Genomic DNA, 23553 nt, shown 5'->3' with positions numbered 1-23553 from the left:
AGGCAGTGGGCGAGTGCCCGAGAAATAGAAGCCTAACCTTTCAGTAACGTTACAACGGTCAGCCGGTTGACTTTCTTGATTAAAAAGCGATTGTGCAATGCATCAGGACGCCCGTGCGTTTGGCCTTATGTATACTGCGGGCAAATTGACGGGCCGCCAGAGCGTGCCCGCCCTAAATTGTTTCAAGTTATGTCCATGCCAGGGACGCAGCATGCCGTGCCAACGATGACCCGACCTTCCTTGCCCGCGATTGATACCGACGCCCAGAACGAACCGTGGCGCAACGAACTCGGCACCCGCCTGGTGCCCGGCGAGGCCGTGCTGGCCTGGCTGGAGGTGGATCTCGACGCGAGGCTGCATTTTACCCAAGGCTGGGTACTTGTGACGGATCGTCGTCTGCTGGCACGCACGCCGGGCCAGGATGACTGGCAGGAATGGGCCATCGAGGCCGGATTATCGCTGCATCACATCGATCATGCCGGCGTCGGCACGCTCGAACTGCAGGGCGCCGGGCGGGTGCTGGCCAGCTGGCGCTACACGCTGGGCCACAACCCGGCCGCGCTGCGCCTGATCGACCAGTTCCATGCCCAGCGCGACCTCACGCAATCGGGCCGGCTGGGGCTGGCCGGTGCCGAGACCGAGAACATCTGCCCGACCTGCAAGGCGCCGCTGGCGCCGGACGACGAACAATGTCCGCAATGTAGCCGCGACCTGGAAACGCCGCCTTCGACGTGGGCACTGCTGCGTTTGTGGCGCTTTGCCCGGCCGTACCGCTTCGAATTGCTGGCCGGTTTCCTGCTGACGCTGCTGTCGACGGCCGCCACGCTGGTGCCGCCGTACCTGACCATGCCGCTGATGGACAATGTCCTGATTCCGTACCAGAACGGCGTGCCGATCGACCATGACCGGGTCAAGCTCTACCTGGCCGGCCTGCTGGGCGCCGCGCTGGTGGCGTGGAGCCTGGGATGGGCGCGCACCTACCTGCTGGCGCGCGTATCCGAGCGCATCGGCGCCGACCTGCGCACCACCACCTACGAACACCTGCTGCGCCTGTCGCTGGAGTATTTCGGCGGCAAGCGCACCGGCGACCTGATGGCCCGCATCGGCTCGGAGAGCGACCGCATCTGCGTGTTCCTGTCGTTGCATCTGCTGGATTTCGCCACCGACGTGCTGATGATCGTCATGACGGCGGCCATCCTGATTTCCATCAATCCGTGGCTGGCGCTGGTGACGCTGGTGCCGCTGCCGTTCATCGCGTGGATGATCCACCTGGTGCGCGACCGCCTGCGCCACGGCTTCGAGAAGATCGACCGGATCTGGTCCGAGATCACCAACGTGCTGGCCGATACCATCCCGGGCATCCGCGTGGTGAAGGCTTTCGCCCAGGAAAAGCGCGAAGTGGAGCGTTTCCGCGAGGCCAACCGACACAACCTGGCGATCAACGACCGCGTCAACGCGGTATGGTCGGTGTTCACGCCGACCGTCACGCTGCTCACCGAGATCGGCCTGCTGGTGGTGTGGATCTTCGGCATCTGGCAGGTGTCGCATAACGCCATCACGGTCGGCGTGCTGGTGGCCTTCCTGACCTATATCAGCCGCTTCTACACGCGCCTGGATTCGATGAGCCGCATTGTCTCGGTCACGCAGAAGGCGGCCGCGGGCGCCAAGCGCATCTTCGACATCCTCGACCATGTATCGAGCGTGCCGGAGCCGGTGCGTCCGGTGCACCTGGAGCGCGTGGAAGGCGCAATCGAGCTGCGCGACCTGGGCTTCCGCTATGGCAACCGTGCCGTGATCCGCGGGCTCAACCTGTCGATCGCGCCGGGCGAGATGATCGGCCTGGTGGGGCACAGCGGTTCGGGCAAGAGCACGCTGGTCAACCTGATCTGCCGCTTCTATGACGTCTCCGAAGGGGCGATCCGCGTCGACGGCGTGGATATCCGCTCGCTGCCGGTGTCGGAGTTCCGTCGCCATATCGGGCTGGTGCTGCAGGAGCCGTTCCTGTTCTTCGGCACGATTGCCGAGAACATCGCCTACGGCAAGCCGGGCGCGACCCGCGAGGAAATCATCGGCGCCGCGCGCGCGGCCCACGCGCACGAATTCATCCTGCGCCTGCCGCACGGCTACGATTCGCTGGTGGGCGAGCGCGGGCAGGCGCTGTCCGGCGGCGAGCGCCAGCGCATCTCGATCGCGCGCGCGCTGCTGATCAACCCGCGCGTCCTGATCATGGACGAGGCCACCTCGTCGGTGGATACCGCCACCGAGAAGGAGATCCAGAAGGCGCTGGACAACCTGGTGCAGGGCCGCACTACCATCGCCATCGCGCACCGCCTCTCCACGTTGCGCAAGGCGGACCGGCTGGTGGTGATGGACCGCGGGCAGATCGTGGAAGTGGGCGGGCACGAAGAGCTGCTGGCCCGCGAAGGCGCCTACTACAAGCTCTACCAGGCGCAGGCCCGCAATGTCGACACCGACGCGGACCAGGATCTCGATACCGCCGAAGCGGTCAACGTGTAAGCAGGCGGCACTCATGCAGAAACACGAGCAGCAAAACGATCAACACGCCGTTCAACAAGCCGTTCAACAAGTCGATTTCAAGCTCTCCCGCAATGCCTTCGGCCGCCTGGTGATGACCATGGCGGACGGTGTCGTGCACGAAGGCGTGGTACCCGTGCGCGCGTTCCCCATTGCCGCGCCCGACGACGGCGTGGGCATGATCAGTACCGATGGCCGCGAGCTGGCCTGGCTGCCGCGCCTGGACAGCTTGCCCGCGCCGCTGCGCGAGCTGATCGAGGCCGAACTGGCCAGCCGCGAATTCATGCCCGAGATCCGCCGCATCCGTTCGGTGTCGACGTTCGCCACGCCCAGTACCTGGGAAGTCGAAACCGATCGCGGCATCACCTCGCTGGTGCTGCGCGGCGAAGAAGACATCCGCCGCCTGGCCGGCTCCACGCTGCTGATCTCCGACAGCCACGGCATCCACTACCTGGTACGCAACCTCACCGGCCTGGACAAGGCCAGCCGCAAGATACTCGACCGCTTCCTCTGAGCGCGCCGCCCGCGGCGCCGTGCATGCGGCCGGCAGCTGGCGCTCAATGCTTGCCGGTGAAGATCACGCCGGCCTGGCGGTCTGCGCGCATGGCGAACAGGTAGAGCTGGCCCAGGGTCGGCAGGCTGTGCGTGGTGGTCGGATCGTAGTAGGCGATACCCGTCATGGTCGTATTCGGATAGCGGCACGGCGCCGCGCCGAACTGCAGGTTCACGTTGTAGACCTTGCCCTGGCGCCGTGGCGTCGCGGTGCCGGTGAAGGTGCAGCCCGCGCCGGCGCTGACAGTGATGTTGCCCGTGGCATCGATATGCATGGCGATGCCGTCCGAACGCATGCCGGTGGTGTCGAGTGCCACCGCATTGCCCGCGTAGTCGCCTTGCAGCCCGTCGACGGTGGCGATGTAGTTGTAGTCGGTGCTGTAGTTGGCGGTGAACGATGTCTTGCGGGCGTTGCGGTAGGTCAGCTGCGTCTGCATCAGCGAACTGGGCACGAAGCGGCCGGTGAAATCGGCTGCCGCGAGGTTGTAGCCGGCAGCCTCGAGATTGAAGTCGAGCCCGTTGTTGTTGGTGGTGAGCGTATCGGCGTTGGTGCTGTAGTTGCCGGTGATGACGCCCATCGGTACGTCGGGTACGCCCGGGGACGAGTAGAAGATGTAGAAGGCGTTCTCGTCGAGCACGAGCACATTGACCCGCTGCCCATCCGGGGTAAAGCCGTTGAAGATGCCCGTGCCGATGGCATTGGTATCAGGTGCTGCCGGCACGGCCGGCGTGGTGGGCGTGGTCGGGGTCGTCGTGGCGGCCGGGGGCGTGCGTACCACCGCCAGCCCGCTATCGTTGTCGCCCGATCCGCCACATCCTGCGAGGGTCAGCGCGATCCCTGCAGCCCCGAAGATTCTCTTCATGTTGTCCGTTGCCCGTTCCTGTGTGCCGGGGCAAAGCCGACGCCGCCAGCCGGTCGAAAAAAATATCGACTGTAACAGATGATTACAATTTGCCGGCGAAGGCGGGGGATAGGGGACGGACCGGCAGGGCGCCGCCATTTTCGTGCGGCGTCGGCCAAAAGAAAGGCGCCCGCACTGGATGAGGCAGGCGGGCGCTGGAGGGATGCTCCGGAACGGCCGGTTTAAGGCAGGCCGGAAGGCCGACCCGGCTGGTATGCCGGGATGGCCTGGGGAGATCATGCCCCCTTCGCCAGCAAATGTGAATCAGACGACTCTCATTGTGCTGGGAAATTTTCGGCGCCGCGGGCGGCGGTGCGCGATGGCCTGCGACATGATGCCGGCACGATAGGGTGCCGGACACGGGGTGCCAGATATGGGGCCGGATATGGGCCCCGATATGGCGTCTACCATGGCCCCCGATTATGTCGGCCCCAAAAAATAAAACCCCGGGGATACGATCCTCGGGGTTTTGCATGATCCCGGCAATAACCGGAATCGAATATTGGTGGAGCCGGCGGGAATCGAACCCGCGTCCGCAAGCCCTCCACAGAGAGTTCTACATACTTAGTTCTGTCATTTGATTTAACCGGTGCATCGCGGACGAACACGCTCTACAACGACGAGTCACTAGATTTTCGTCCCCGGGTTCGTGACTCACCTGGGGCTTATCTGACGTAAATGACCTCGCGTAGTCTTGCGACTCTAGCCCGTCAGCGAGCCAGTGCGAGGACGGCCGCAATTAAGCGGCCAGTGCGTAACGTTCGTCGTTAGCAGTTATTGCATTCCCATTGATTAACGAGGTGACGGGTCCTCGGTATGCCCTCCACTGCTTTGTAACCCACGTCGAAACCAGGTCGGCCCCGTGTGAACAGTGTCAAGGAGTGGAATTGTACTCCGTTGTCGACCCGGCGTGTTGTCCCGCACGCGGCGCGTCGTCTCTATCGGCGCCGCGCGGCCGGTGTCAGCAGGGCGATCAGTTCGCTCGGATGGCGCACCAGATAATCGGCGCCCCATTCTTCGGGCGGCTCGCCTTCGCCGCAATAGCCGTAGGCGGCCGTGATGGTGGCCATGCCGGCCGCCTTGCCGGCCTGGATGTCGCGCAGGTCGTCTCCGACATACACGCAGCGCGCCGGCGCGACGCCGCTGACTTCAGCGGCGTGCAGCAGCGGGGCGGGATGAGGCTTGGCGTGCGGCGTGGTGTCGCCGCTGACCACGGCCGAGGCGCGCGGCGCCAGGCCAATCGCGGCCACCAGCGGGGCGGTGAAGCGGGTGATCTTGTTGGTGACGATACCCCAGCGGATGCCGGCCGCCTCGAGCGCGTCCAGCACCTCGCCCATGCCTTCGAAGAGATGGGTATGCACGGCGATATCCGCCTCGTAGTAGTCGAGGAAGGTATCGCGCAAGGCGGGAAACTCGGGGTCGGCGGGGCTCTTGCCGAAGGCCGCGCCGATCAGGCCCCGTGCGCCGTGCGATGCCACCGGGCGGAGCTTTTCATAAGCCACGGGCGGGCGACCGTGCTCGGTGACCAGCCGGTTGGCCGCCGCGGCGAGATCGGGGGCGGTGTCGGCAAGGGTGCCGTCGAGATCGAAGAAGACTGCGTCGAATGTCTGCATGTTCAGGCGGGCCGGCGGAATGCCATCAGGTAGTTCACGTCGGTGTCGCGGCCCAGCGAATAGACCTGGGTCAGCGGGTTGTAGCTCATGCCGCGCATCTCGATCAGCTCCAGGCCCGCATTGCGGGCGTAGCGCGCCAGTTCCGACGGCGTGATGAACTTGTCGTAGTCGTGCGTGCCGCGCGGCAGCATCTTGAGCACGTATTCGGCGCCGACCACGGCCAGCAGGTAGGCCTTGAGGTTGCGGTTGATGGTGGAGAAGAACACCGTGCCGCCGGGCCGCACCAGCGTGGCGCAGGCGCGCACGATGGACTGCGGGTCGGGCACATGTTCGAGCATCTCCATGCAGGTCACCACGTCGACGCTGGCGGGCATGCGCGCGGCAAGCGCTTCGGCGGCGATCTCCTCGTAAGTCACGGATACGCCGGACTCCAGGCTGTGCAGGTCGGCAACCCGCAGCGCCTTGGTGGACAGGTCGATGCCGCGCACGGTGGCGCCGCTGCGCGCCATGCTCTCGGCCAGGATGCCGCCGCCACAGCCGATGTCCAGCACCTGCTTGCCGTTCAGCCCGGCAATGCCGTCAATCCAGTCCAGGCGCAGGGGATTGAGTTCGTGCAGCGGCTTGAACTCGCTTTCCGGGTCCCACCAGCGGTGGGCCAGTTCGCTGAACTTGTCGATTTCCCGGGCGTCGGCATTCTTGCCGAGCAGGGTGGTTTCAACGGTCGGGTGGTGCGGCGGGGAGATCTGCGTCATGGGGTTTGGCGCGCGGCCGGTGCGGCAGCGAGAAAGCGGAGGGTATGCTGCACTGTATCAAAAAAAAAGCCCAGCTTGCGCTGGGCTTTTCTTCATCGGAAAGAATCCGATTAACGTGCGCTGCGGGTGCCGACCACTTCGACTTCCACGCGGCGGTTCGGCTGCTGGCAGGCGATTTGCGCCTTGCGGTTGCCCTTGCACGACTTCGGGTCAACCTTCAGCTGACGCTTGCCCTTGCCTTCCGTGTAGACACGGTTGGCTTCCACGCCCTTGCTCACCAGATAGGCCTTGACGGCTTCAGCACGGCGGATCGACAGGCGATCGTTGTACTTGTCCGAACCGAACGAGTCGGTGTGGCCAACGGCGATGATGACTTCCAGGGTGATGCCGGACAGCTTGGAGCCCAGGTCGTCCAGCTTTGCCTTGCCTTCGGGCTTCAGCACGGCCTTGTCGAAATCGAACAGGGTGTCAGCAGCGAACGTGACCTTCTCGCTGGAAACAACCGGAGGAGCAACCGGAGCCGGCGGCGGAGCTACCGGAGCGACCGCCGGAGCCAGGGCGCCGTCGCACAGGGCGTTGGCCGTGGCCGGGGTCCACGAACTGTCGCGCCAGCAGAGCTCGTTCGTGCCGTTCTTCCACACGTACTCGCTCGTACCGTTGCCCCAGTTATCGTTCACAGCCTTCTTTTCGTAGGGGACGGACTGGGCTTGAGCGGATGCAGCCATTACTGCGGTAGCTGCAACGAGCGCGAGCTTGGCAAATTTTTTCATATTTCTCCTCTCAGGATGAGATCACCGCAGGGTTACTGCGAGCAAATGGACGGAAACAAGTCATACATTCTTCGGAGTATAACATTCTCGATGCGGTGTATGCTCCACTTCGAACAATGTCTGGCTCTTCGCTGGGGAATTGTGCCACAAGGGTCGTTTCCTAAGAAGTAAATATATTCGATTCCATCAATGGGTTTTAGGCCTGTGGTGTTTGTGCAACATGGCCCTTGCGATGCCCGCAAACCCTTGCCTGGCCGGGCTTGCAGGTTTTTGGTCCCGCTTCCGGGCGGCGCTTCCGGGCCCCGCCGGAGGCCCGGAACCGGGGGTTGCCGCAGCCGCGGGGGAGGGGTGCCGGGCATGTTAGAATGCCACGTTGCCCAGCTGTCAGACGCCGTCCCGGCGAATGGCGATTCACATGGGCGCCTTCTGTTTAAATTCGCCGCATAACCCACGCCGCAATGGATCAATTCGCCAAAGAAACCCTTCCGGTCTCCCTAGAAGAGGAAATGCGCCGCTCCTATCTCGATTACGCGATGAGCGTGATTGTCGGGCGCGCGCTTCCCGATGTGCGGGATGGCCTGAAACCGGTACACCGGCGTGTGCTCTATGCGATGCATGAGCTTAACAACGACTGGAACCGGCCGTACAAGAAATCGGCGCGTATCGTGGGGGACGTGATTGGTAAGTATCACCCCCACGGCGACACCGCTGTGTACGATACGATCGTCCGCATGGCGCAGAATTTTTCGCTGCGATACATGCTGGTCGATGGCCAGGGTAATTTCGGCTCGGTGGACGGTGATAACGCCGCCGCGATGCGTTATACCGAAATCCGCCTTTCCAAGATTGCCCACGAGATGCTGCTGGACATCGACAAGGAAACTGTCGATTTCGGGCCGAATTACGACGGCTCCGAAAATGAGCCGCTGATTCTGCCGGCGCGCATCCCCAATCTGCTGATTAATGGCTCGTCGGGTATCGCGGTGGGTATGGCCACCAATATTCCCCCGCACAATCTCAATGAGGTCGTCGACGGCTGTCTGCACCTGCTGCGTAATCCGCAGGCCACGGTGGACGAGCTGATCGAGCTGATCCCGGCGCCGGACTTCCCGACCGCCGGCATCATCTACGGCATCCAGGGCGTGCGCGAGGGCTACCGCACCGGCCGCGGCCGCGTGGTGATGCGCGCCAAGACGCACTTCGAGGATATCGACCGCGGCCAGCGCCAGGCGATCATCGTCGACGAGCTCCCCTACCAGGTCAACAAGCGCACGCTGCTCGAGCGCATCGCCGAGCTGGTGACCGACAAGAAGGTCGAGGGCATCTCGGATATCCGCGACGAATCCGACAAGTCCGGCATGCGCGTGGTGATCGAGCTCAAGCGCAACGAAGTGCCGGAGGTGGTGCTCAACAATCTCTACAAGCACACCCAGCTGCAGGACACCTTCGGCATGAACATGGTGGCGCTGGTCGACGGCCAGCCGCGCCTGCTGAACCTGCGCCAGATGCTGGAGTGCTTCCTGTCGCACCGGCGCGAAGTGGTGACCCGCCGCACCGTGTTCGAGCTGCGCAAGGCGCGCGAGCGCGGCCACGTGCTGGAAGGCCTGGCGGTTGCGCTGGCCAATATCGACGAGTTCATCGCCATCATCAAGGCTGCGCCCACCCCGCCCATCGCCAAGCAAGGGCTGATGAACAAGGCGTGGGATTCGAGCCTGGTGCGCGAGATGCTGGCGCGCGCCGAAGGCGATACGCCGGGCGGCCGTGCCTCTTATCGTCCGGATGGCCTGCCCGCCATCTTCGGCATGCAGGCCGACGGCCTGTACCGCCTGTCCGATTCGCAGGCCCAGGAAATCCTGCAGATGCGCCTGCAGCGCCTGACCGGCCTGGAGCAGGACAAGATCGTGCAGGAGTACCGCGACGTGATGGCGGTGATCTCCGACCTGCTCGACATCCTGTCGCGCCCCGAGCGGATCAGCACCATCATCGTCGAAGAGCTCACCGCCATCCGCACCGAGTTCGGCGACCTGCGCCGCTCGCACATCGAGCTCAACGCGACCGAGCTCGATACCGAGGACCTGATCACGCCGCAGGACATGGTGGTGACGCTGTCCCACAGCGGCTATATGAAGAGCCAGCCGATTTCCGAGTACCGCGCGCAGAAGCGTGGCGGGCGCGGCAAGCTGGCTACCACCACCAAGGAAGACGACTGGATCGACACGCTGTTCGTGGCGAACACGCACGACTACATCCTGTGCTTCTCGAACCGCGGCCGGCTCTACTGGCTCAAGGTGTACGAGGTGCCGCAGGGTTCGCGCAATGCGCGCGGCCGGCCGATCGTCAACATGTTCCCGCTGTCCGAAGGCGAGAAGATCAACGTCATCCTGCCGGTGCGCCAGTTCGACGCCGAGCACTTCATCTTCATGGGCACTGCCCGCGGCACCGTGAAGAAGACCGCGCTGACCGAGTTCTCCAACCCGCGCAAGGCCGGCATCATTGCTGTCGACCTGGACGAGGGCGACTACCTCATCGGCGCGGCCGTGACCGACGGCCAGCATGACGTGATGCTGTTCTCCGACGCTGGCAAGGCCGTGCGCTTCGACGAGAACGATGTGCGTCCGATGGGTCGCCAGGCACGCGGCGTGCGCGGCATGAACCTGGAAGACAGCCAGAGCGTGATTGCCATGCTGGTGGCGCCGGCCGAAACCAGCGACCAGGCCGGCACCGTCGGCAGCGTGCTGACCGCCACCGAGAACGGCTACGGCAAGCGTACGCCGATTGCCGAATACACTCGACACGGCCGCGGCACCAAAGGCATGATTGCGATCCAGACCAGCGAGCGCAATGGCCGTGTGGTGGCTGCCGCACTGGTGTCGCCGGACGACGAGATCATGCTGATCACGACCGGCGGCGTGCTGATCCGCACACGCGTGTCCGAGATCCGTGAAATGGGTCGCGCGACGCAAGGCGTCACGCTGATCAATGTGGACGAAGGCACCAAGCTGTCGGGTCTGCAGCGGATTGTCGAGAGCGATGCCGACAACGGCGTCGCGGGTGACGATCTCGACGCGGCCGAGGCGAGTGGTGCTGACGGCGCGGCGCCGGGCGAGCAGGCCGGTGCGCCGGACGGCACCCAGGCAGGCACGCCTGACACGGGATCGAATTCGTAAGTTGTTGCAACATTGAACCGCTGGCCGGAACTCGTTTGCCGGCCGTCGGACTAAAACGGACATATTTACCAGGGAGTCACAATGCTCAAGACCTATCGACGTATCGCTGTTCTGGCTGCCTTCGTGCCGGCCATGATGCTGGCCAACGCGGCGCAAGCCCAGGACGCCGACAAGACCGCTGCCATCAAGGAGCTCCTGACCGTCATGCAGGCCGACCAGGCCGTCAAGGGTCAGGCTGACAACTGGCAGCAGGGCGCCAAGCAGGAAGCGCCCATGGTCCTGGAGCAGGTACTTGTCGACAACAAGACCCTCAACGACAAGCAGAAGCAGGCTGCGGTCGACAAGCTGAAGAAGAACGGCGCGGTGCAGCGCATGGTGGATGGCGCCGGCCAGGCGTTCTCGACCGACGGCTTCAAGAGCGACGCCATGAAGGCGCACTACGACGCCTTCGGCAAGTACTACAGCGCGCAGGAAATCCGTGACCTGACCACCTTCCTGAAATCGGCTACCGGACAGAAGTTCATGGCCAACCAGGGCAAGGCCACCCAGGAAATCTGGGGCTCGATGATGCAGAAGTACGGCCCGCAGGTCGGCAAGTCGATGCGCGACGCCGCCGAGAAGGAAATCGCCGCTGCTGCGAAGTAAGCCCGGGCAACCGGCCGCGGGAGCGGGGCGCTGTCCTCGTCTGCCCATTGCGGCGCGGGTTTGAGGGATAATGGCTGCTTGGTTAACACCGGCAGCCATTTTTCATTCCATGAACGAACCCCAGAATCCCGCACTTGCCGCCATGATGCAGCGCGCCGTGGCCGAGCGTGTCTATAACTTCTCGCCCGGTCCGGCAGCGCTGCCGACCGAAGTGCTGATGCAGGCGGCCGAAGAAATGCTGTCATGGCACGGCACCGGGGTTTCGGTGATGGAAATGAGCCATCGCAGCCGCGAGTTCGAAGGCATCCAGGCCGAGGCCCTGGCCAACCTGCGCGAACTGCTGCATGTGCCGAAGAACTTCCGCATCCTGTTCCTGCAGGGCGGTGCCATCGGCGAGAACGGCATCGTGCCGTTGAACCTGATGCGCCGCGTGGACGCCGAGCGTCCGAAGGCGGATTTCGTCGTGACCGGCAGCTGGTCGGTGAAGTCCGAGAAGGAAGCGCGCCGCTATGGCGAGGTCAATATCGCCGCCAGCAGTGCCGCGCAGAAGTTCGCGCGCATTCCCGACGTGTCCCAGTGGAAGCTGTCCGACGACGCGGCCTACGTGCATCTCTGCACCAACGAGACCATCGACGGCGTCGAGTTCCAGGACGTGCCCGATATCGGCCAGAGCCGCGATGGCGGACCGGTGCTGGTGGCCGATGTCTCCAGCCATATCCTCTCGCGCCCGGTGGACTGGTCGCGCGTCCAGGTTGCCTACGGCGGCGCGCAGAAGAACATCGGCCCGGCCGGGGTGACCATCGTGATCGTGCGTGAAGACCTGCTGGGCCACGCGCATCCGCTGTGCCCCTCCGCCTTCAACTGGCGCGTGGTGGCCGAGCATGACTCGATGTACAACACGCCGCCGACCTACGCCATCTATATCGCCGGCCTGGTCTTCAAGTGGCTCAAGGCCCAGGGCGGCGTGGGCGCGATCGAGCAGCGCAATATCGCCAAGTCGGGCGCGCTGTACCAGTTCCTGGACCAGAGCGCGTTCTATCGCAACGAGATCGATCCGGGCAGCCGCTCGCGCATGAACGTGCCGTTCTTCCTGGCCGACGAGTCGCGCAACGATGCGTTTCTGGCCGGTGCGCGCGCCAACGGGCTGGTCCAGCTCAAGGGCCACAAGTCGGTCGGAGGCATGCGTGCCAGCCTGTACAACGCCATGCCGCTCGAAGGTGTGCTGGCGCTGATCGAGTACATGCGCGAGTTCGAGCGCAGCGCGGCTTGATTTTCATGCGGTGACCTTGCCCGGCGGCAGTGGCGCGGCGCCGCCACACTGCCGGGCACCATCGCGCAGGGCTGCGCGCAGACCGCGCAAGCCGGCCATTTTCAGAGCCATTTCGCAATGAGGTGGCGAAGCGGATCCATACAATGACAAATCAAGACAAGCACATCGCGCAGGAGGCGGCGCCGCAGGACAATGCCGCTGCCGACAAGGCGCTCGGCGTCGAGCTGGCGCCGCTGCGCGAGCAGATCGACACGCTCGACCGCGAACTGCTCGCGATGCTGAACCGCCGTGCGCAACTGGCTCTCGACGTGGGCGAGGTCAAGAAAAAGTACGGCGCGCCGGTGTTCCGTCCCGAGCGCGAATTGCAGGTGATTCGCAAGGTGCAGGGCGCCAACCCCGGCCCGCTGCTCGACGAAAGCGTGGCATCGATCTGGCGCGAGGTGATGTCTGCCTGCCGCGGACTCGAGAAGCCGCTCGAGGTGGCCTTCCTGGGGCCGGCCGGCACGTTCTCCGAGCAGGCGCTGTACTCGCATTTCGGCCATGAGGTGAGCGGCGTGCCGTGCCCGAGCATCGACGAGGTGTTCCGCGCGGTGGAAGCCGGCACCGTGGAGTATGGCGTGGTGCCGGTGGAGAACTCCACCGAGGGCGCGGTGTCGCGCACGCTGGACCTGTTCCTGCAGACCTCGCTGAAGATCAGCGGCGAGATTGCGCTCAAGGTCCATCACAACCTGATGGCGTCGTCGCCGGACATGAAGGGCGTGACCGTGGTGCGGGCCCATGCGCAGGCGCTGGCGCAATGCCAGCACTGGCTCACGGCGAACTACCCGCACCTGGAGCGCCAGGCGGTGTCGAGCAACGCGGAAGCCGCGCGCATGGCAAGCGAGGACCCGACGGTGGCGGCGATTGCCGGCGAATCGGCGGCCAACCGCTACCACCTGCACCTGGTGCGCACGCATATCCAGGACGACCCGCACAACCGCACGCGCTTCGCGGTGATCGGGCGCTACGAGACCGAGCCCTCGGGCAGCGACCAGACCTCGATGATCCTGTCGGTGCCGAACAAGGCCGGCGCGGTGTACCAGTTGCTCGCGCCGCTGGCCGACAACGGTGTGTCGATGTGCCGCTTCGAGTCGCGTCCGGCGCGCAGCGGCGCGTGGGAATACTACTTCTACGTGGACGTGGAAGGTCACCAGCATGACGCCGCGGTGATGCGGGCGCTGGAGGAACTGCGCCGCAATGCGGCTTACTTCAAGGTGCTGGGCTCGTACCCGTCCAGCAGGTAGGGCATCACGTCAGAGCAACAAGAAAGCGAACAGCGAGGAGTCGATATGGCAGAGCAGGGCAAGCAATTCGGTCCGGATTACGTGCGTGCGATTTCCCCGTACGTGGCGGGCAAGCCCATTTCCGAGGTGGCGCGCGAGTTTGGCCTGGACGAGGCCGCCATCGTCAAGCTGGCGTCGAACGAGAACCCGCTTGGCATGCCCGATTCGGCGCGCGCCGCCATCGCTGCCGCGGTGGGCGAGCTGGGCCGCTACCCCGACGCCAACGGGTTCGAGCTGAAGGCCGCATTGTCGGCCCGCTTCGACGTAGACACGGAATGGCTCACGCTGGGCAACGGCAGCAACGACATCCTGGAAATCGCCGCGCACGCGCTGGTCAAGCCGGGCGAGTCGATCGTCTATGCCGAGCACTCCTTCGCCGTGTACGCGCTCGCCACACAGGAAGTCGGCGCGCGCGCCATCGAGGTCAAGGCGCGCGACTTCGGCCACGACCTGGACGCGATGGCTGCCGCCATCGCGCCGGATACGCGCCTGGTCTTCATCGCCAACCCCAACAACCCGACCGGCACCTTCCTGCCGGCCGCCGCCCTCGAAGCGTTCCTGGCCAAGGTGCCTGCCGACGTGGTCGTGGTGCTGGACGAGGCCTACAACGAGTACCTGGACGATGCGCAGCAGTACGACTCGGTCGCGTGGGTGCGCCGGTATCCGAACCTGCTGGTGTCGCGCACGTTCTCCAAGGCCTACGGCCTGGCCGGCCTGCGTGTCGGCTACGCGGTGGCCCAGCCGGCGCTGACCGACCTGCTCAACCGCGTCCGCCAGCCGTTCAACGTGAACAGCCTCGCACAGGTGGCGGCGATCGCGGCGCTGGGCGATGCGGCCTTCCTCAAGCGCAGCGCCGAGCTGAACCGCGCCGGCAAGGCGCAACTGGTGGCCGCGTTCGACCGGCTCGGCCTGCAATACGTGCCGTCCTCGGGCAACTTCGTGCTGGTGCGCGTGGGCGAGGACGACGGTGCCGGCGCGCGCGTCAACCTGGCGCTGCTCAGGCAGGGCGTGATCGTGCGCCCGGTGGGCAACTACAACCTGCCGAAGTGGCTGCGCGTGACCATCGGCCTGCCCGAAGAGAACGCCGCCTTCATCGCGGCGCTGGAAAAAGCGCTCAGGTAAAGGCACCCGGGCCGGCGCCGTCCCCGCGTCGCGGCCCGCCACCCGCGCATTTGGCGGCGCCGATGCCGGGCGGAGCGGATACAATGCCGGATTCCCGAACTTTCGTGCCTGGCAGCGTATTCCCGTGACCGATCCTGCGTCCGCCCCCTATTTTTCTCGTGTCGTCATTGTCGGCGTCGGCCTGATCGGCGGCTCGCTCGCGCTTGCGCTCAAGCGGGCCGGCGCGGTCGGCACGGTGGTCGGCGTGGGCCGCTCGCAGGCTGCGCTCGAGCGCGCCCTCAAGCTTGGCGTGATCGACGAGGCGGCGACGCTGGAAGAAGCCGCCAAAGGCGCCAGCGTGATCGTGCTGTGCGCGCCGGTGGCGCAGACCTTTGCGCTGCTGCACGCACTCGAGCCGCACCTGGAGCCCGCCACCATCGTGACCGACGCGGGCAGCACCAAGTCCGATGTGATCGTGGCCGCCAAGACCGCGCTGGGCGACAAGGCAGCGCAATTCGTGCCGGCGCATCCGATCGCCGGCCGCGAGCTGCACGGAGTCGAGGCCGCGCTGGCCGATCTCTACGACGGCAAGCGGGTCGTGTTGTGCCCGCTGCAGGAAAACTCCCGCCTCGATGTGGCCGCCGTGCGCGCCATGTGGGAGACCGCGGGCGCGCTCTGCCATGTGATGTCTGCGGTGCAGCACGACGCCGTGTTCGCCTCGGTCAGCCATCTGCCGCATTTGCTGTCGTACGCGCTGGTCGCCCAGGTGGCCAATGCCGAAGACGCGGCGCTCAAGCTCGATTTCGCCGGTGGCGGTTTCCGTGACTTCACGCGCATTGCGGCGTCCTCCCCGGAAATGTGGCGAGACATCTGCGTGGGCAACCGCGAGGCGATGCTCAGCGAGCTGACTACCTACCAGGCCATGCTCGCGCACCTGAAGACCCTGATCGAGAAAAGCGACGGCGCGGGCCTTGAACGCGTCTTCCAGCGTGCCAGCCAGGCCCGCCTTCAGTGGGGCGCGCAGCGTGCGCCTGCAGTCAACGTCGAACCCTGACCGCCACGTCCTTCGCGTCCTTCGCGTCATTCGCGTCATTCACACCACGGCGGCCCGCCATCGGCACGGCCGTCGCCCAACCCGCTTGCAGACCATGGAACACCTCACGCTCGGTCCCCTCACTCGCGCCTCTGGCACGGTTCGCCTGCCGGGCTCCAAGAGCATCTCCAACCGCGTGCTGCTGCTGGCGGCGCTCGCCGAGGGCGAGACCCGCGTATGCGACCTGCTCGATTCCGACGACACCCGCGTGATGCTGCAGGCGCTGCGCACGCTCGGCGTGGAATGGCGCCAGGAAGACGGCGTGTGCGTGGTGCGCGGCGTGGGCGGCAAATTCCCCGGCAAGGCGGCGGACCTGTTCATGGGCAATGCGGGCACCGCCATCCGCCCGCTGACCGCGGCGCTGGCCCTGCAGGGCGGCAGCTACAAGCTGTCCGGCGTGCCACGCATGCACGAGCGGCCGATCGGCGATCTCGTCGACGGCCTGCGCCAGATCGGCGCCAAGGTCGACTACCTGGGGACCGAGGGCTATCCGCCGCTGCAGATCTCGCCCGCCCAGATCCGCATCGATGCGCCCATCCGCGTGCGCGGCGATGTCTCCAGCCAGTTCCTGACGGCCCTGCTGATGACGTTGCCGCTGGCCGACGCGGCCGCCGGCACCATCGAGATCGAGATCGTGGGCGAGTTGATCTCCAAGCCCTATGTCGAGATCACGCTCAGCCTGCTGGCGCGCTTCGGCATCGACGTCAGGCGCGAAGGCTGGTCGCGCTTTATCGTTCCGGCGCGTGCCGCCTATCGCTCGCCGGGCGAGATCTTCGTCGAGGGCGATGCGTCGTCGGCGTCGTATTTCCTGGCCGCCGGTGCCATCGGCGGCGGCCCCTTGCGCGTGGAAGGCGTGGGCATGTCGAGCATCCAGGGGGATGTGAAGTTTGCCGAGGCGCTCAATCGCATGGGCGCCAATGTCATGGCCGGCGCCAACTGGATCGAGGTGCGCGGCACCGAGCGTGACGATGGCCGCCTGCGCGGCATCGAACTCGACTGCAATCACATTCCCGACGCCGCCATGACGCTGGCGGTGGCTGCGCTGTTTGCCGACGGCCCGACCACGCTGACCAATATCGCCAGCTGGCGGGTCAAGGAAACCGACCGCATCAGCGCCATGGCCATCGAGTTGCGCAAGCTCGGCGCGGAGGTGGAGGAGGGCGCGGACTACCTGAAAGTGACGCCACCGACCCAGTGGCTGACGCCGGCGGCCGGTATCGACACTTATGACGACCACCGCGTGGCGATGTGCTTTTCGCTGGCCGCGTTCGGGCCGCTGCCGGTACGCATCAACGAGCCGGGTTGCGTGGCCAAGACCTTCCCGGACTACTTCGACGTGTTCGCCACGGTGGCGCGCTGATCACCCGGCGCGGGCCGGGAGGCCCGCATACGCGCATGCGCGCCTGCCCCAGTAGCGGCCGGGCGCGGAATGCGCCACAGTATGGAATTGCGGTGTGAACGATGCCGCCTGCGCGCGGACGAAGGACAAGGAGGACTTGTCGTGGCGAATTCCCGTTCTGATTTAAGTATTCAATTTTTTGTTCTGTTTCAATAAGCAATGACTATTGTCGACGTCATCACAATCGACGGGCCCACTGCCTCTGGCAAGGGCACCGTAGCGCACAAGGTGGCCGATGCGCTCAGCTTCCACTTGCTGGACAGCGGGGCCTTGTATCGCCTTGTGGCGCTCGCCAGCGAGCGTGCAGGCATCGATATACAGGACATCGAGGCGCTTGCAAGGCTGGCTGCCCACCTCGATGTCAAGTTCGGCCCGGACCGGGTCTGGCTCAGTGGCGAGGAGGTCAGCCTGGCCCTGCGCGCCGAGGCGACCGGCAACCGCGCCTCGGCCATCGCCGTGCATCAGCCGGTGCGCGATGCGCTTACGGCGCTGCAGCGGGGCTTTCGCAAGCTGCCCGGGCTTGTCGCCGACGGGCGCGACATGGGCACCGTGATTTTCCCGGACGCCCGCCTGAAGGTATTCCTGACCGCAAGTGTCGAGGCGCGCGCTCGCCGGCGCTATAAACAATTGATTGATAAGGGAATTTCTGCTAATATCGAAGACCTTTTGCGTGACCTCGAGTCGCGCGACCTGCGGGATCGCACCCGCACGGCCGCGCCGCTGCGTCCCGCAACGGATGCAAAACTGCTCGATACCTCCGACATGACGGTGGATCAGGCGGTGGCGCAAGTGCTGCAGTGGTTTGCGGTGCAGGGTTCCTGACCCGCGCCCTGACCACTTCGCACTGAAGTGCCGGCAGCGCCCGCCCGAGCGGACCTGCCGGTGTTGTCCAACCTGACCCCGCTGCCCTGGCAGACTGTGCGCGATCCTCGCGCCGGCCCGAGTACTGCGGATTGATACTCAAGTTTATGTCCGACCTGCAAACTAACGAATCCTTTGCCGCACTGTTCGAGGAATCCGTCGCCCGCTCCAATATGAAGGCTGGCGAAGTGATTTCCGCTGAAGTCGTGCGCATCGACCACAACTTCGTGGTCGTCAACGCCGGCCTCAAATCGGAAGCCTTTGTGCCGGTGGAGGAGTTCCTGAACGACCAGGGCGAACTCGAAGTGCAGGCCGGCGACTACGTCTCCGTGGCCATCGACGCGCTCGAGAACGGCTATGGCGACACCATCCTCTCCCGCGACAAGGCCAAGCGCCTGGCATCGTGGCTGAACCTCGAGAAGGCGCTGGAAGACGGCGAGATCATCTCGGGCACGGTCACGGGCAAGGTCAAGGGCGGCCTGACCGTCATGGTCAACGGCATCCGCGCGTTCCTGCCGGGCTCGCTGGTCGACGTGCGTCCGATCAAGGACACCACGCCGTACGAAGGCAAGACCCTGGAATTCAAGGTCATCAAGCTGGATCGCAAGCGCAACAACGTGGTGCTGTCGCGCCGCGCTGTCGTGGAAGCGACCCTGGGCGAAGAGCGCCAGAAGCTGATGGAAACCCTGAAGGAAGGCGCCATCGTCAACGGTATCGTCAAGAACATCACGGACTACGGCGCGTTCGTGGACCTGGGTGGCATCGACGGCCTGCTGCACATCACCGACCTGGCATGGCGTCGTGTGCGTCACCCCAGCGAAGTGCTGTCGGTTGGCCAGGAAATCACCGCCAAGATCCTCAAGTTCGACCAAGAGAAGAACCGCGTCTCGCTGGGCGTGAAGCAGCTGGGCGAAGATCCGTGGGTCGGCATCTCGCGTCGTTACCCGCAAAGCACCCGCCTGTTCGGCAAGGTGACCAACCTGACCGACTACGGCGCGTTCGTCGAGATCGAAGCCGGCATCGAAGGCCTGGTGCACGTGTCGGAAATGGACTGGACCAACAAGAACGTTGCTCCGTCCAAGGTTGTCCAGCTGGGCGACGAAGTCGAAGTCATGGTTCTGGATATCGACGAAGACAAGCGTCGTATCAGCCTGGGCATGAAGCAGTGCAAGGCCAATCCGTGGGACGATTTCAGCCGTAACCACAAGAAGGGCGACAAGCTGGGCGGCCAGATCAAGTCGATCACCGACTTCGGCGTGTTCATCGGCCTGCCCGGTGGCATCGACGGCCTGGTGCACCTGTCCGACCTGTCCTGGCAAGAAACCGGCGAAGAAGCCGTGCGCAAGTACAAGAAGGGCGACGAAGTGGAAGCCGTGGTTCTGGGCATCGACGTCGACAAGGAACGCATCTCGCTGGGTATCAAGCAGCTGTCGGGCGATCCGTTCAACAACTTCATCTCGGCCAACGACAAGGGTTCCCTGGTCAACGGCACGATCAAGACGGTTGATGCCAAGGGCGCCGTGGTGCAGTTGGCTGATGACGTCGAAGGCTACCTGCGCGCATCCGAGATCTCGGCTGACCGCGTGGAAGACGCCCGCAACGTGCTGAAGGAAGGCGAGCAGATCACCGCTCTGGTTGTGAACGTCGACCGCAAGTCGCGCAACATCAACCTGTCGATCAAGGCCAAGGACAACGTCGAGCAGCAAGAAGCGATGCAAAAGTTCGCGGCTGACACCGGCACGGCTGGCACGACCAACCTGGGCGCGCTGCTGAAGGCCAAGCTCGGCCAGGACAACCAGTAAGCATTGGTTCACTCCTGCCAGCGGATGCCCATGACCAAGTCCGAGCTTGTCGAAAAACTGGCTGCCCGGTTCCCGCAGTTGTTGCTGCGGGATGCGGACATCTCGGTGAAGACGATCCTCGATGCGATGTCCGAAGCGTTGGCCGACGGCCACCGAATCGAGATTCGCGGATTCGGCAGTTTTGGTCTGAACCGGCGTCCGCCGCGCGTGGGGCGCAACCCCAAGTCCGGCGAACGTGTGCTGGTGCCCGAGAAACGGGTGCCGCACTTCAAGGCGGGCAAGGAGTTGCGCGAGCGGGTCGACCGCAGCCCGGTGCCACAGGCCGGTAACGGTGGTGCCGGTGCCATTGCCAACGGGAGTCACGTCGGCAACGGCAATGGCATCGCCAACGGCAACGGCCACGGCGCCGCGCCTGGGGCGGCACATGCGGCAACGCATGTCCAGTCCAAGCCGGCGACGGTTGCCGGCGGTGCGCTGCACGAGGATGCCGGGCTGAAGCTGGCCCGGTCCTGATTTGCTGCGATTCGCTCGCAACATGCCTGGATAGTCGAGAAAGCGCCCCTTATCGGGGCGCTTTTTCATTGTGTGGGCATACAAGACGTTACCGTTGGCACGAGGCGATTCCGCTACAATGCCGGAAATCCACCGGGGACTGCCCTGATAGCCGCATTGCCTGGGCCCGAGTTCCTACCTGTCGCATGAAGTCCGCATGATGTCCGCATGAAGCCCGCATGAAACTTGTCGCCTGGATCATCCGCATCGTCCTGTTCGCGCTGCTGTTCGTGCTGGCGCTGCGCAACACCGCCGACGCCTCGCTGCGGCTGTTTTTCGACGCAGTCTGGCGCGCGCCGCTGATCCTGATCCTGCTTGCCGCATTCGGCCTCGGTATCGTCGCCGCGCTCGCCGCCATTGCGCCCGCGCTGATGCGCCAGCGCATGGAAGTGGGCCGGCTGCGGCGTGCGCTCGGCGAGGCGCGCAGCCAGCCGGCCGCAAGCGATCCGCAGGCGGCCGCATCCGGCGTTCCCTACAACGTAGTCGGCCCGAAAGTCTGAGCCATGATTTTTGAAACCTGGTGGCTGCTTGCGCTGCCGCTGATCTTTGGCCTCGGCTGGATGGCCGCGCGCTTCGATGCGCGCCAGCTCCTGAGCGAGCAGGGCGCGCTTCCCCGTTCCTATTTCAAAGGGCTGAATTTCCTGCTCAACGAGCAGCCCGACCAGGCCATCGATGCCTTTATCGAAGTGGTGCGCCTGGACCCCGAGACCACCGAGCTTCACTTCGCCCTCGGTGCGCTGTTCCGCCGGCGCGGCGAAACCGAGCGCGCCATTCGCGTGCACCAGAACCTGGCCAGCCGCCAGGACCTGCCCGATGCAGAGCGCGAGCACGCCCTCTACGAACTCGGGCAGGACTATCTGCGCGCCGGGTTGCTGGACCGTGCCGAAGAGTCGCTGCGGCGGCTGATGTCGGGCCCCTACGCGGCGCCGGCCAAGCATGTGCTGCTCGAACTCTACGAAGTCGAGAAGGAATGGAAGAAGGCCATCGAGGCCGCGCGCGAACTCCAGCCGCTCGAGCAGAAGGACTACAAGGTGCAGATCGCGCAGTTCTGTTGCGAACTGGCGCAGGACGCGCTGCAGCGCAAGCAGCCAGAGGATGCGACCGGCTGGTTGCGGCAGGCCATCGAGGAAAACCCCGCCAATGTGCGCGCGCCGATGCTGCTCGGCGACGTGGCGATGGCGGCAGGCGATGTCACCGGCGCGCTGGGCCACTGGCTGGGCATCGAGAAGCAGGATGCGTCCTACCTGCCGTTGGTGGCGGATCGCGTGATCAAGGCCTATCGCCAGCTCGGTGATGAAGGCCGGGCCCTGGAGTGGCTGCGCGGCCTGCTCAAGACCAACCTGGCCCCGGAATTGCTCGACAGCGCCTATCGGACGGAGCTCGAGCTGCATGGTGCGGAAGCGGCCGCGACGCTGATGCGCGAGCAACTGCGCCGGCAGCCTTCGCTGCTGGCCCTGACCAAGTATTTCGAGGCCCAGGCCGCCGAGGTCGCGCAGGCGCAGGGTGCGCCCGCCGAAGTGGCCGCGGCCGGATCCGGCGCCGCCGCCGCGGTGGCGCAGCCCGACGCAGGCCAGGATCTCGCCCATGCGCAGGAGGTATCGGCGATCCGCGACCTGCTGCAGCATCGTACGCGCAACCTGGCGCGCTATACCTGCCGCGAGTGTGGCTTCCGCGCGCGATTGTTCTATTGGCAGTGCCCCGGCTGCAATCGCTGGGAAACCTATGCACCGCGCCGTTCCGAGGCGCTGGGCTGACGCCGTCGTAGCGCGCGCCAATCCCTATCTGGAGTACGAGTTATGAAAGTCACCGTTATCGGCAGCGGCTACGTCGGTCTAGTGACCGGCGCCTGCCTGGCAGAACTGGGCAACGATGTGTTCTGCCTGGATGTGGATGAGCGCAAGATCGCTCTGCTCAATGCCGGCGGCGTGCCGATCTACGAGCCGGGCCTGAAGGAGCTGATCCAGCGCAACCGCGAAGCCGGGCGACTGACCTTCTCCACCGACGTGGCGGCCAGCGTGGAGCACGCCGATGTGCAGTTCATCGCGGTCGGCACGCCGCCGGACGAGGACGGCTCGGCAGACCTGCAGTACGTGCTGGCGGCGGCGCGCAATATCGGCCGCCATATGACGGGCTTCAAGGTGGTGGTGGACAAGTCGACGGTGCCGGTCGGCACCGGGGATCGTGTCACGCAGGCCATCCGCGCCGAACTGGCTACGCGTGCGCTCGAAGATCTGCAGTTTTCGGTGGTGTCGAATCCCGAGTTCCTCAAGGAAGGCGCCGCGGTGGAAGACTTCATGCGGCCTGACCGCATCGTGCTGGGTTGCGACGGCGACGTCGCGGGCCGCCATGCCAAGGCCATCATGCGCCAGCTGTATGCCCCGTTCAACCGCAACCACGAACGTACCTTCTACATGGACGTGCGCTCGGCGGAGTTCACCAAGTACGCCGCCAATTCGATGCTGGCCACGCGCATCTCGTTCATGAACGAGCTGGCCAACCTGGCCGACGAGGTCGGCGCCGATATCGAGCTGGTGCGCATGGGCATCGGTTCCGATCCGCGCATCGGCTATAGTTTCCTCTATGCCGGCGCCGGTTACGGCGGCTCATGCTTCCCCAAGGACGTGCAGGCACTGATGCGTACCGCGAGCGCGCACGGCAAGCCCATGCGCGTGCTGGAGGCAGTGGAAGCGGTCAACGAGGCGCAAAAGCAGGTGCTGGCCGACAAGGTCGTGCGCCGCTTCGGCGAGGATCTCGCAGGCCGCACGTTCGCGTTCTGGGGCCTGGCGTTCAAGCCGAACACCGACGATATGCGCGAGGCGCCGTCGCGGGTGCTGGCGCGCGCACTGGTTGCACGCGGTGCGTCGCTGCGCGTGCACGATCCGATCTCGATGGAGGAGGCTCGCCACGCGCTGGAGGCAGACCTCGCCGATATCGAGGGCGGCTTTGCCCGCGTGCATTTCAGCGAAGCGCAGATGGATACGCTGGACGGCGCCGACGCGCTGGTCATCCTCACCGAATGGAAGGTCTTCCGCAGCCCGGATTTCAACCAGATCAAGCGCCGCCTGAAGGCACCCGTCATCTTCGACGGCCGCAATCTGTACGAGCCCGAGGCCATGCAGGAAGCAGGCATCGAATACCATGCGATCGGGCGGCCGACCACGACGCGCTGAACCGAGAAAACCAACGGGAACGACAAGCCGACGCCCTGGCTGACGGA

General features: G+C 65.1%; 19 protein-coding genes and 1 other RNA gene. 15 read left to right on the top strand and 5 right to left on the bottom strand.

Annotation, left to right across the window (positions count from 1 at the left end; genetic code table 11):
* The first annotated feature begins 225 nt into the window (after nucleotides 1–225).
* Together AB4Z48_RS03805 and AB4Z48_RS03800 are read left to right on the top strand one after the other, a co-directional pair.
* A complete protein-coding gene (locus AB4Z48_RS03805) occupies nucleotides 226–2517 on the top strand; it encodes a cyanophycin metabolism-associated ABC transporter (RefSeq protein ID WP_441612536.1) in 2292 nt (763 codons plus the stop codon).
* Between the two features lie 13 nt (nucleotides 2518–2530).
* Nucleotides 2531–3049, top strand: a complete 519-nt coding sequence (locus AB4Z48_RS03800; protein WP_441612535.1) for a cyanophycin metabolism-associated DUF1854 family protein — start codon at nucleotides 2531–2533, stop codon at nucleotides 3047–3049.
* A 43-nt stretch (nucleotides 3050–3092) separates the two neighbouring features.
* Here the strand turns inward: AB4Z48_RS03800 and AB4Z48_RS03795 are convergent, their stop codons facing one another.
* From AB4Z48_RS03795 to ompA, 5 genes are all read right to left on the bottom strand, one after another.
* Nucleotides 3093–3950, bottom strand: a complete 858-nt coding sequence (locus AB4Z48_RS03795; RefSeq protein WP_441612534.1) for a hypothetical protein — start codon at nucleotides 3948–3950, stop codon at nucleotides 3093–3095.
* 542 nt (nucleotides 3951–4492) lie between these two features.
* Nucleotides 4493–4851: a transfer-messenger RNA gene (gene ssrA, locus AB4Z48_RS03790) on the bottom strand.
* Nucleotides 4852–4927: 76 nt separating this feature from the next.
* Nucleotides 4928–5602, bottom strand: coding sequence for a phosphoglycolate phosphatase (gph, locus tag AB4Z48_RS03785; RefSeq protein ID WP_441612533.1), 675 nt, complete (start codon nucleotides 5600–5602; stop codon nucleotides 4928–4930).
* A gap of 2 nt (nucleotides 5603–5604) precedes the next feature.
* Nucleotides 5605–6354, bottom strand: a complete 750-nt coding sequence (gene ubiG, locus AB4Z48_RS03780) for a bifunctional 2-polyprenyl-6-hydroxyphenol methylase/3-demethylubiquinol 3-O-methyltransferase UbiG (RefSeq protein ID WP_441612532.1) — start codon at nucleotides 6352–6354, stop codon at nucleotides 5605–5607.
* Between the two features lie 110 nt (nucleotides 6355–6464).
* Complete coding sequence (ompA, locus tag AB4Z48_RS03775) at nucleotides 6465–7124, bottom strand: outer membrane protein OmpA (protein WP_441612531.1); 660 nt, start codon at nucleotides 7122–7124, stop codon at nucleotides 6465–6467.
* A gap of 458 nt (nucleotides 7125–7582) precedes the next feature.
* Between ompA and gyrA the strand changes: the two genes are divergently transcribed.
* From gyrA to AB4Z48_RS03710, 13 genes are all read left to right on the top strand, one after another.
* A complete protein-coding gene (gene gyrA / locus AB4Z48_RS03770) occupies nucleotides 7583–10291 on the top strand; it encodes a DNA gyrase subunit A (protein ID WP_441612530.1) in 2709 nt (902 codons plus the stop codon).
* Between the two features lie 81 nt (nucleotides 10292–10372).
* Entirely contained in the window at nucleotides 10373–10936 is a 564-nt protein-coding gene (locus AB4Z48_RS03765; RefSeq protein ID WP_441612529.1) for a DUF2059 domain-containing protein, read from the top strand.
* A 109-nt stretch (nucleotides 10937–11045) separates the two neighbouring features.
* Complete coding sequence (gene serC, locus AB4Z48_RS03760; protein ID WP_441612528.1) at nucleotides 11046–12206, top strand: 3-phosphoserine/phosphohydroxythreonine transaminase; 1161 nt, start codon at nucleotides 11046–11048, stop codon at nucleotides 12204–12206.
* Nucleotides 12207–12349: 143 nt separating this feature from the next.
* Nucleotides 12350–13489 (top strand): prephenate dehydratase, encoded by a 1140-nt coding sequence (pheA, locus tag AB4Z48_RS03755; RefSeq protein ID WP_441612527.1) that lies wholly within the window; start codon nucleotides 12350–12352, stop codon nucleotides 13487–13489.
* 45 nt (nucleotides 13490–13534) lie between these two features.
* A complete protein-coding gene (gene hisC / locus AB4Z48_RS03750) occupies nucleotides 13535–14650 on the top strand; it encodes a histidinol-phosphate transaminase (RefSeq protein ID WP_441612526.1) in 1116 nt (371 codons plus the stop codon).
* A gap of 124 nt (nucleotides 14651–14774) precedes the next feature.
* Nucleotides 14775–15683, top strand: coding sequence for a prephenate dehydrogenase (locus AB4Z48_RS03745; RefSeq protein ID WP_441612524.1), 909 nt, complete (start codon nucleotides 14775–14777; stop codon nucleotides 15681–15683).
* A gap of 94 nt (nucleotides 15684–15777) precedes the next feature.
* Complete coding sequence (gene aroA / locus AB4Z48_RS03740) at nucleotides 15778–17082, top strand: 3-phosphoshikimate 1-carboxyvinyltransferase (RefSeq protein ID WP_441612523.1); 1305 nt, start codon at nucleotides 15778–15780, stop codon at nucleotides 17080–17082.
* A gap of 198 nt (nucleotides 17083–17280) precedes the next feature.
* Nucleotides 17281–17943 (top strand): (d)CMP kinase, encoded by a 663-nt coding sequence (cmk, locus tag AB4Z48_RS03735; protein ID WP_441612522.1) that lies wholly within the window; start codon nucleotides 17281–17283, stop codon nucleotides 17941–17943.
* Between the two features lie 146 nt (nucleotides 17944–18089).
* A complete protein-coding gene (gene rpsA, locus AB4Z48_RS03730; RefSeq protein ID WP_006158411.1) occupies nucleotides 18090–19784 on the top strand; it encodes a 30S ribosomal protein S1 in 1695 nt (564 codons plus the stop codon).
* Between the two features lie 30 nt (nucleotides 19785–19814).
* On the top strand, nucleotides 19815–20297 hold the full coding sequence (locus tag AB4Z48_RS03725) for an integration host factor subunit beta (protein WP_441612521.1): 483 nt from the start codon (nucleotides 19815–19817) through the stop codon (nucleotides 20295–20297).
* A gap of 218 nt (nucleotides 20298–20515) precedes the next feature.
* Nucleotides 20516–20836 carry a lipopolysaccharide assembly protein LapA domain-containing protein gene (locus tag AB4Z48_RS03720; protein WP_441612520.1) on the top strand — a complete coding sequence of 107 codons (321 nt, stop codon included), beginning with the start codon at nucleotides 20516–20518 and terminating at the stop codon, nucleotides 20834–20836.
* A 3-nt stretch (nucleotides 20837–20839) separates the two neighbouring features.
* A complete protein-coding gene (gene lapB / locus AB4Z48_RS03715; RefSeq protein ID WP_441612519.1) occupies nucleotides 20840–22090 on the top strand; it encodes a lipopolysaccharide assembly protein LapB in 1251 nt (416 codons plus the stop codon).
* 42 nt (nucleotides 22091–22132) lie between these two features.
* Nucleotides 22133–23506, top strand: a complete 1374-nt coding sequence (locus AB4Z48_RS03710) for a UDP-glucose dehydrogenase family protein (protein ID WP_441612518.1) — start codon at nucleotides 22133–22135, stop codon at nucleotides 23504–23506.
* The last annotated feature ends 47 nt before the right edge of the window (nucleotides 23507–23553 follow it).

Source organism: Cupriavidus sp. 2TAF22 (assembly GCF_052115045.1).
In the GTDB taxonomy this organism is placed as follows: domain Bacteria; phylum Pseudomonadota; class Gammaproteobacteria; order Burkholderiales; family Burkholderiaceae; genus Cupriavidus.
This window is presented reverse-complemented; position numbering and strand designations above follow the sequence as displayed.

Coding starts and splice junctions, on each gene's coding strand:
- aroA (WP_441612523.1), top strand. CDS start 15,778: ATGGAACACCTCACGCTCGGTCCCCTCACTCGCGCCTCTGGCACGGTT.
- lapB (WP_441612519.1), top strand. CDS start 20,840: ATGATTTTTGAAACCTGGTGGCTGCTTGCGCTGCCGCTGATCTTTGGC.
- serC (WP_441612528.1), top strand. CDS start 11,046: ATGAACGAACCCCAGAATCCCGCACTTGCCGCCATGATGCAGCGCGCC.
- ompA (WP_441612531.1), bottom strand. CDS start 7,124: ATGAAAAAATTTGCCAAGCTCGCGCTCGTTGCAGCTACCGCAGTAATG.
- pheA (WP_441612527.1), top strand. CDS start 12,350: ATGACAAATCAAGACAAGCACATCGCGCAGGAGGCGGCGCCGCAGGAC.
- rpsA (WP_006158411.1), top strand. CDS start 18,090: ATGTCCGACCTGCAAACTAACGAATCCTTTGCCGCACTGTTCGAGGAA.
- cmk (WP_441612522.1), top strand. CDS start 17,281: ATGACTATTGTCGACGTCATCACAATCGACGGGCCCACTGCCTCTGGC.
- AB4Z48_RS03795 (WP_441612534.1), bottom strand. CDS start 3,950: ATGAAGAGAATCTTCGGGGCTGCAGGGATCGCGCTGACCCTCGCAGGA.
- AB4Z48_RS03765 (WP_441612529.1), top strand. CDS start 10,373: ATGCTCAAGACCTATCGACGTATCGCTGTTCTGGCTGCCTTCGTGCCG.
- AB4Z48_RS03800 (WP_441612535.1), top strand. CDS start 2,531: ATGCAGAAACACGAGCAGCAAAACGATCAACACGCCGTTCAACAAGCC.
- AB4Z48_RS03710 (WP_441612518.1), top strand. CDS start 22,133: ATGAAAGTCACCGTTATCGGCAGCGGCTACGTCGGTCTAGTGACCGGC.
- gyrA (WP_441612530.1), top strand. CDS start 7,583: ATGGATCAATTCGCCAAAGAAACCCTTCCGGTCTCCCTAGAAGAGGAA.
- gph (WP_441612533.1), bottom strand. CDS start 5,602: ATGCAGACATTCGACGCAGTCTTCTTCGATCTCGACGGCACCCTTGCC.
- AB4Z48_RS03720 (WP_441612520.1), top strand. CDS start 20,516: ATGAAACTTGTCGCCTGGATCATCCGCATCGTCCTGTTCGCGCTGCTG.
- AB4Z48_RS03805 (WP_441612536.1), top strand. CDS start 226: ATGACCCGACCTTCCTTGCCCGCGATTGATACCGACGCCCAGAACGAA.
- AB4Z48_RS03725 (WP_441612521.1), top strand. CDS start 19,815: ATGACCAAGTCCGAGCTTGTCGAAAAACTGGCTGCCCGGTTCCCGCAG.
- hisC (WP_441612526.1), top strand. CDS start 13,535: ATGGCAGAGCAGGGCAAGCAATTCGGTCCGGATTACGTGCGTGCGATT.
- ubiG (WP_441612532.1), bottom strand. CDS start 6,354: ATGACGCAGATCTCCCCGCCGCACCACCCGACCGTTGAAACCACCCTG.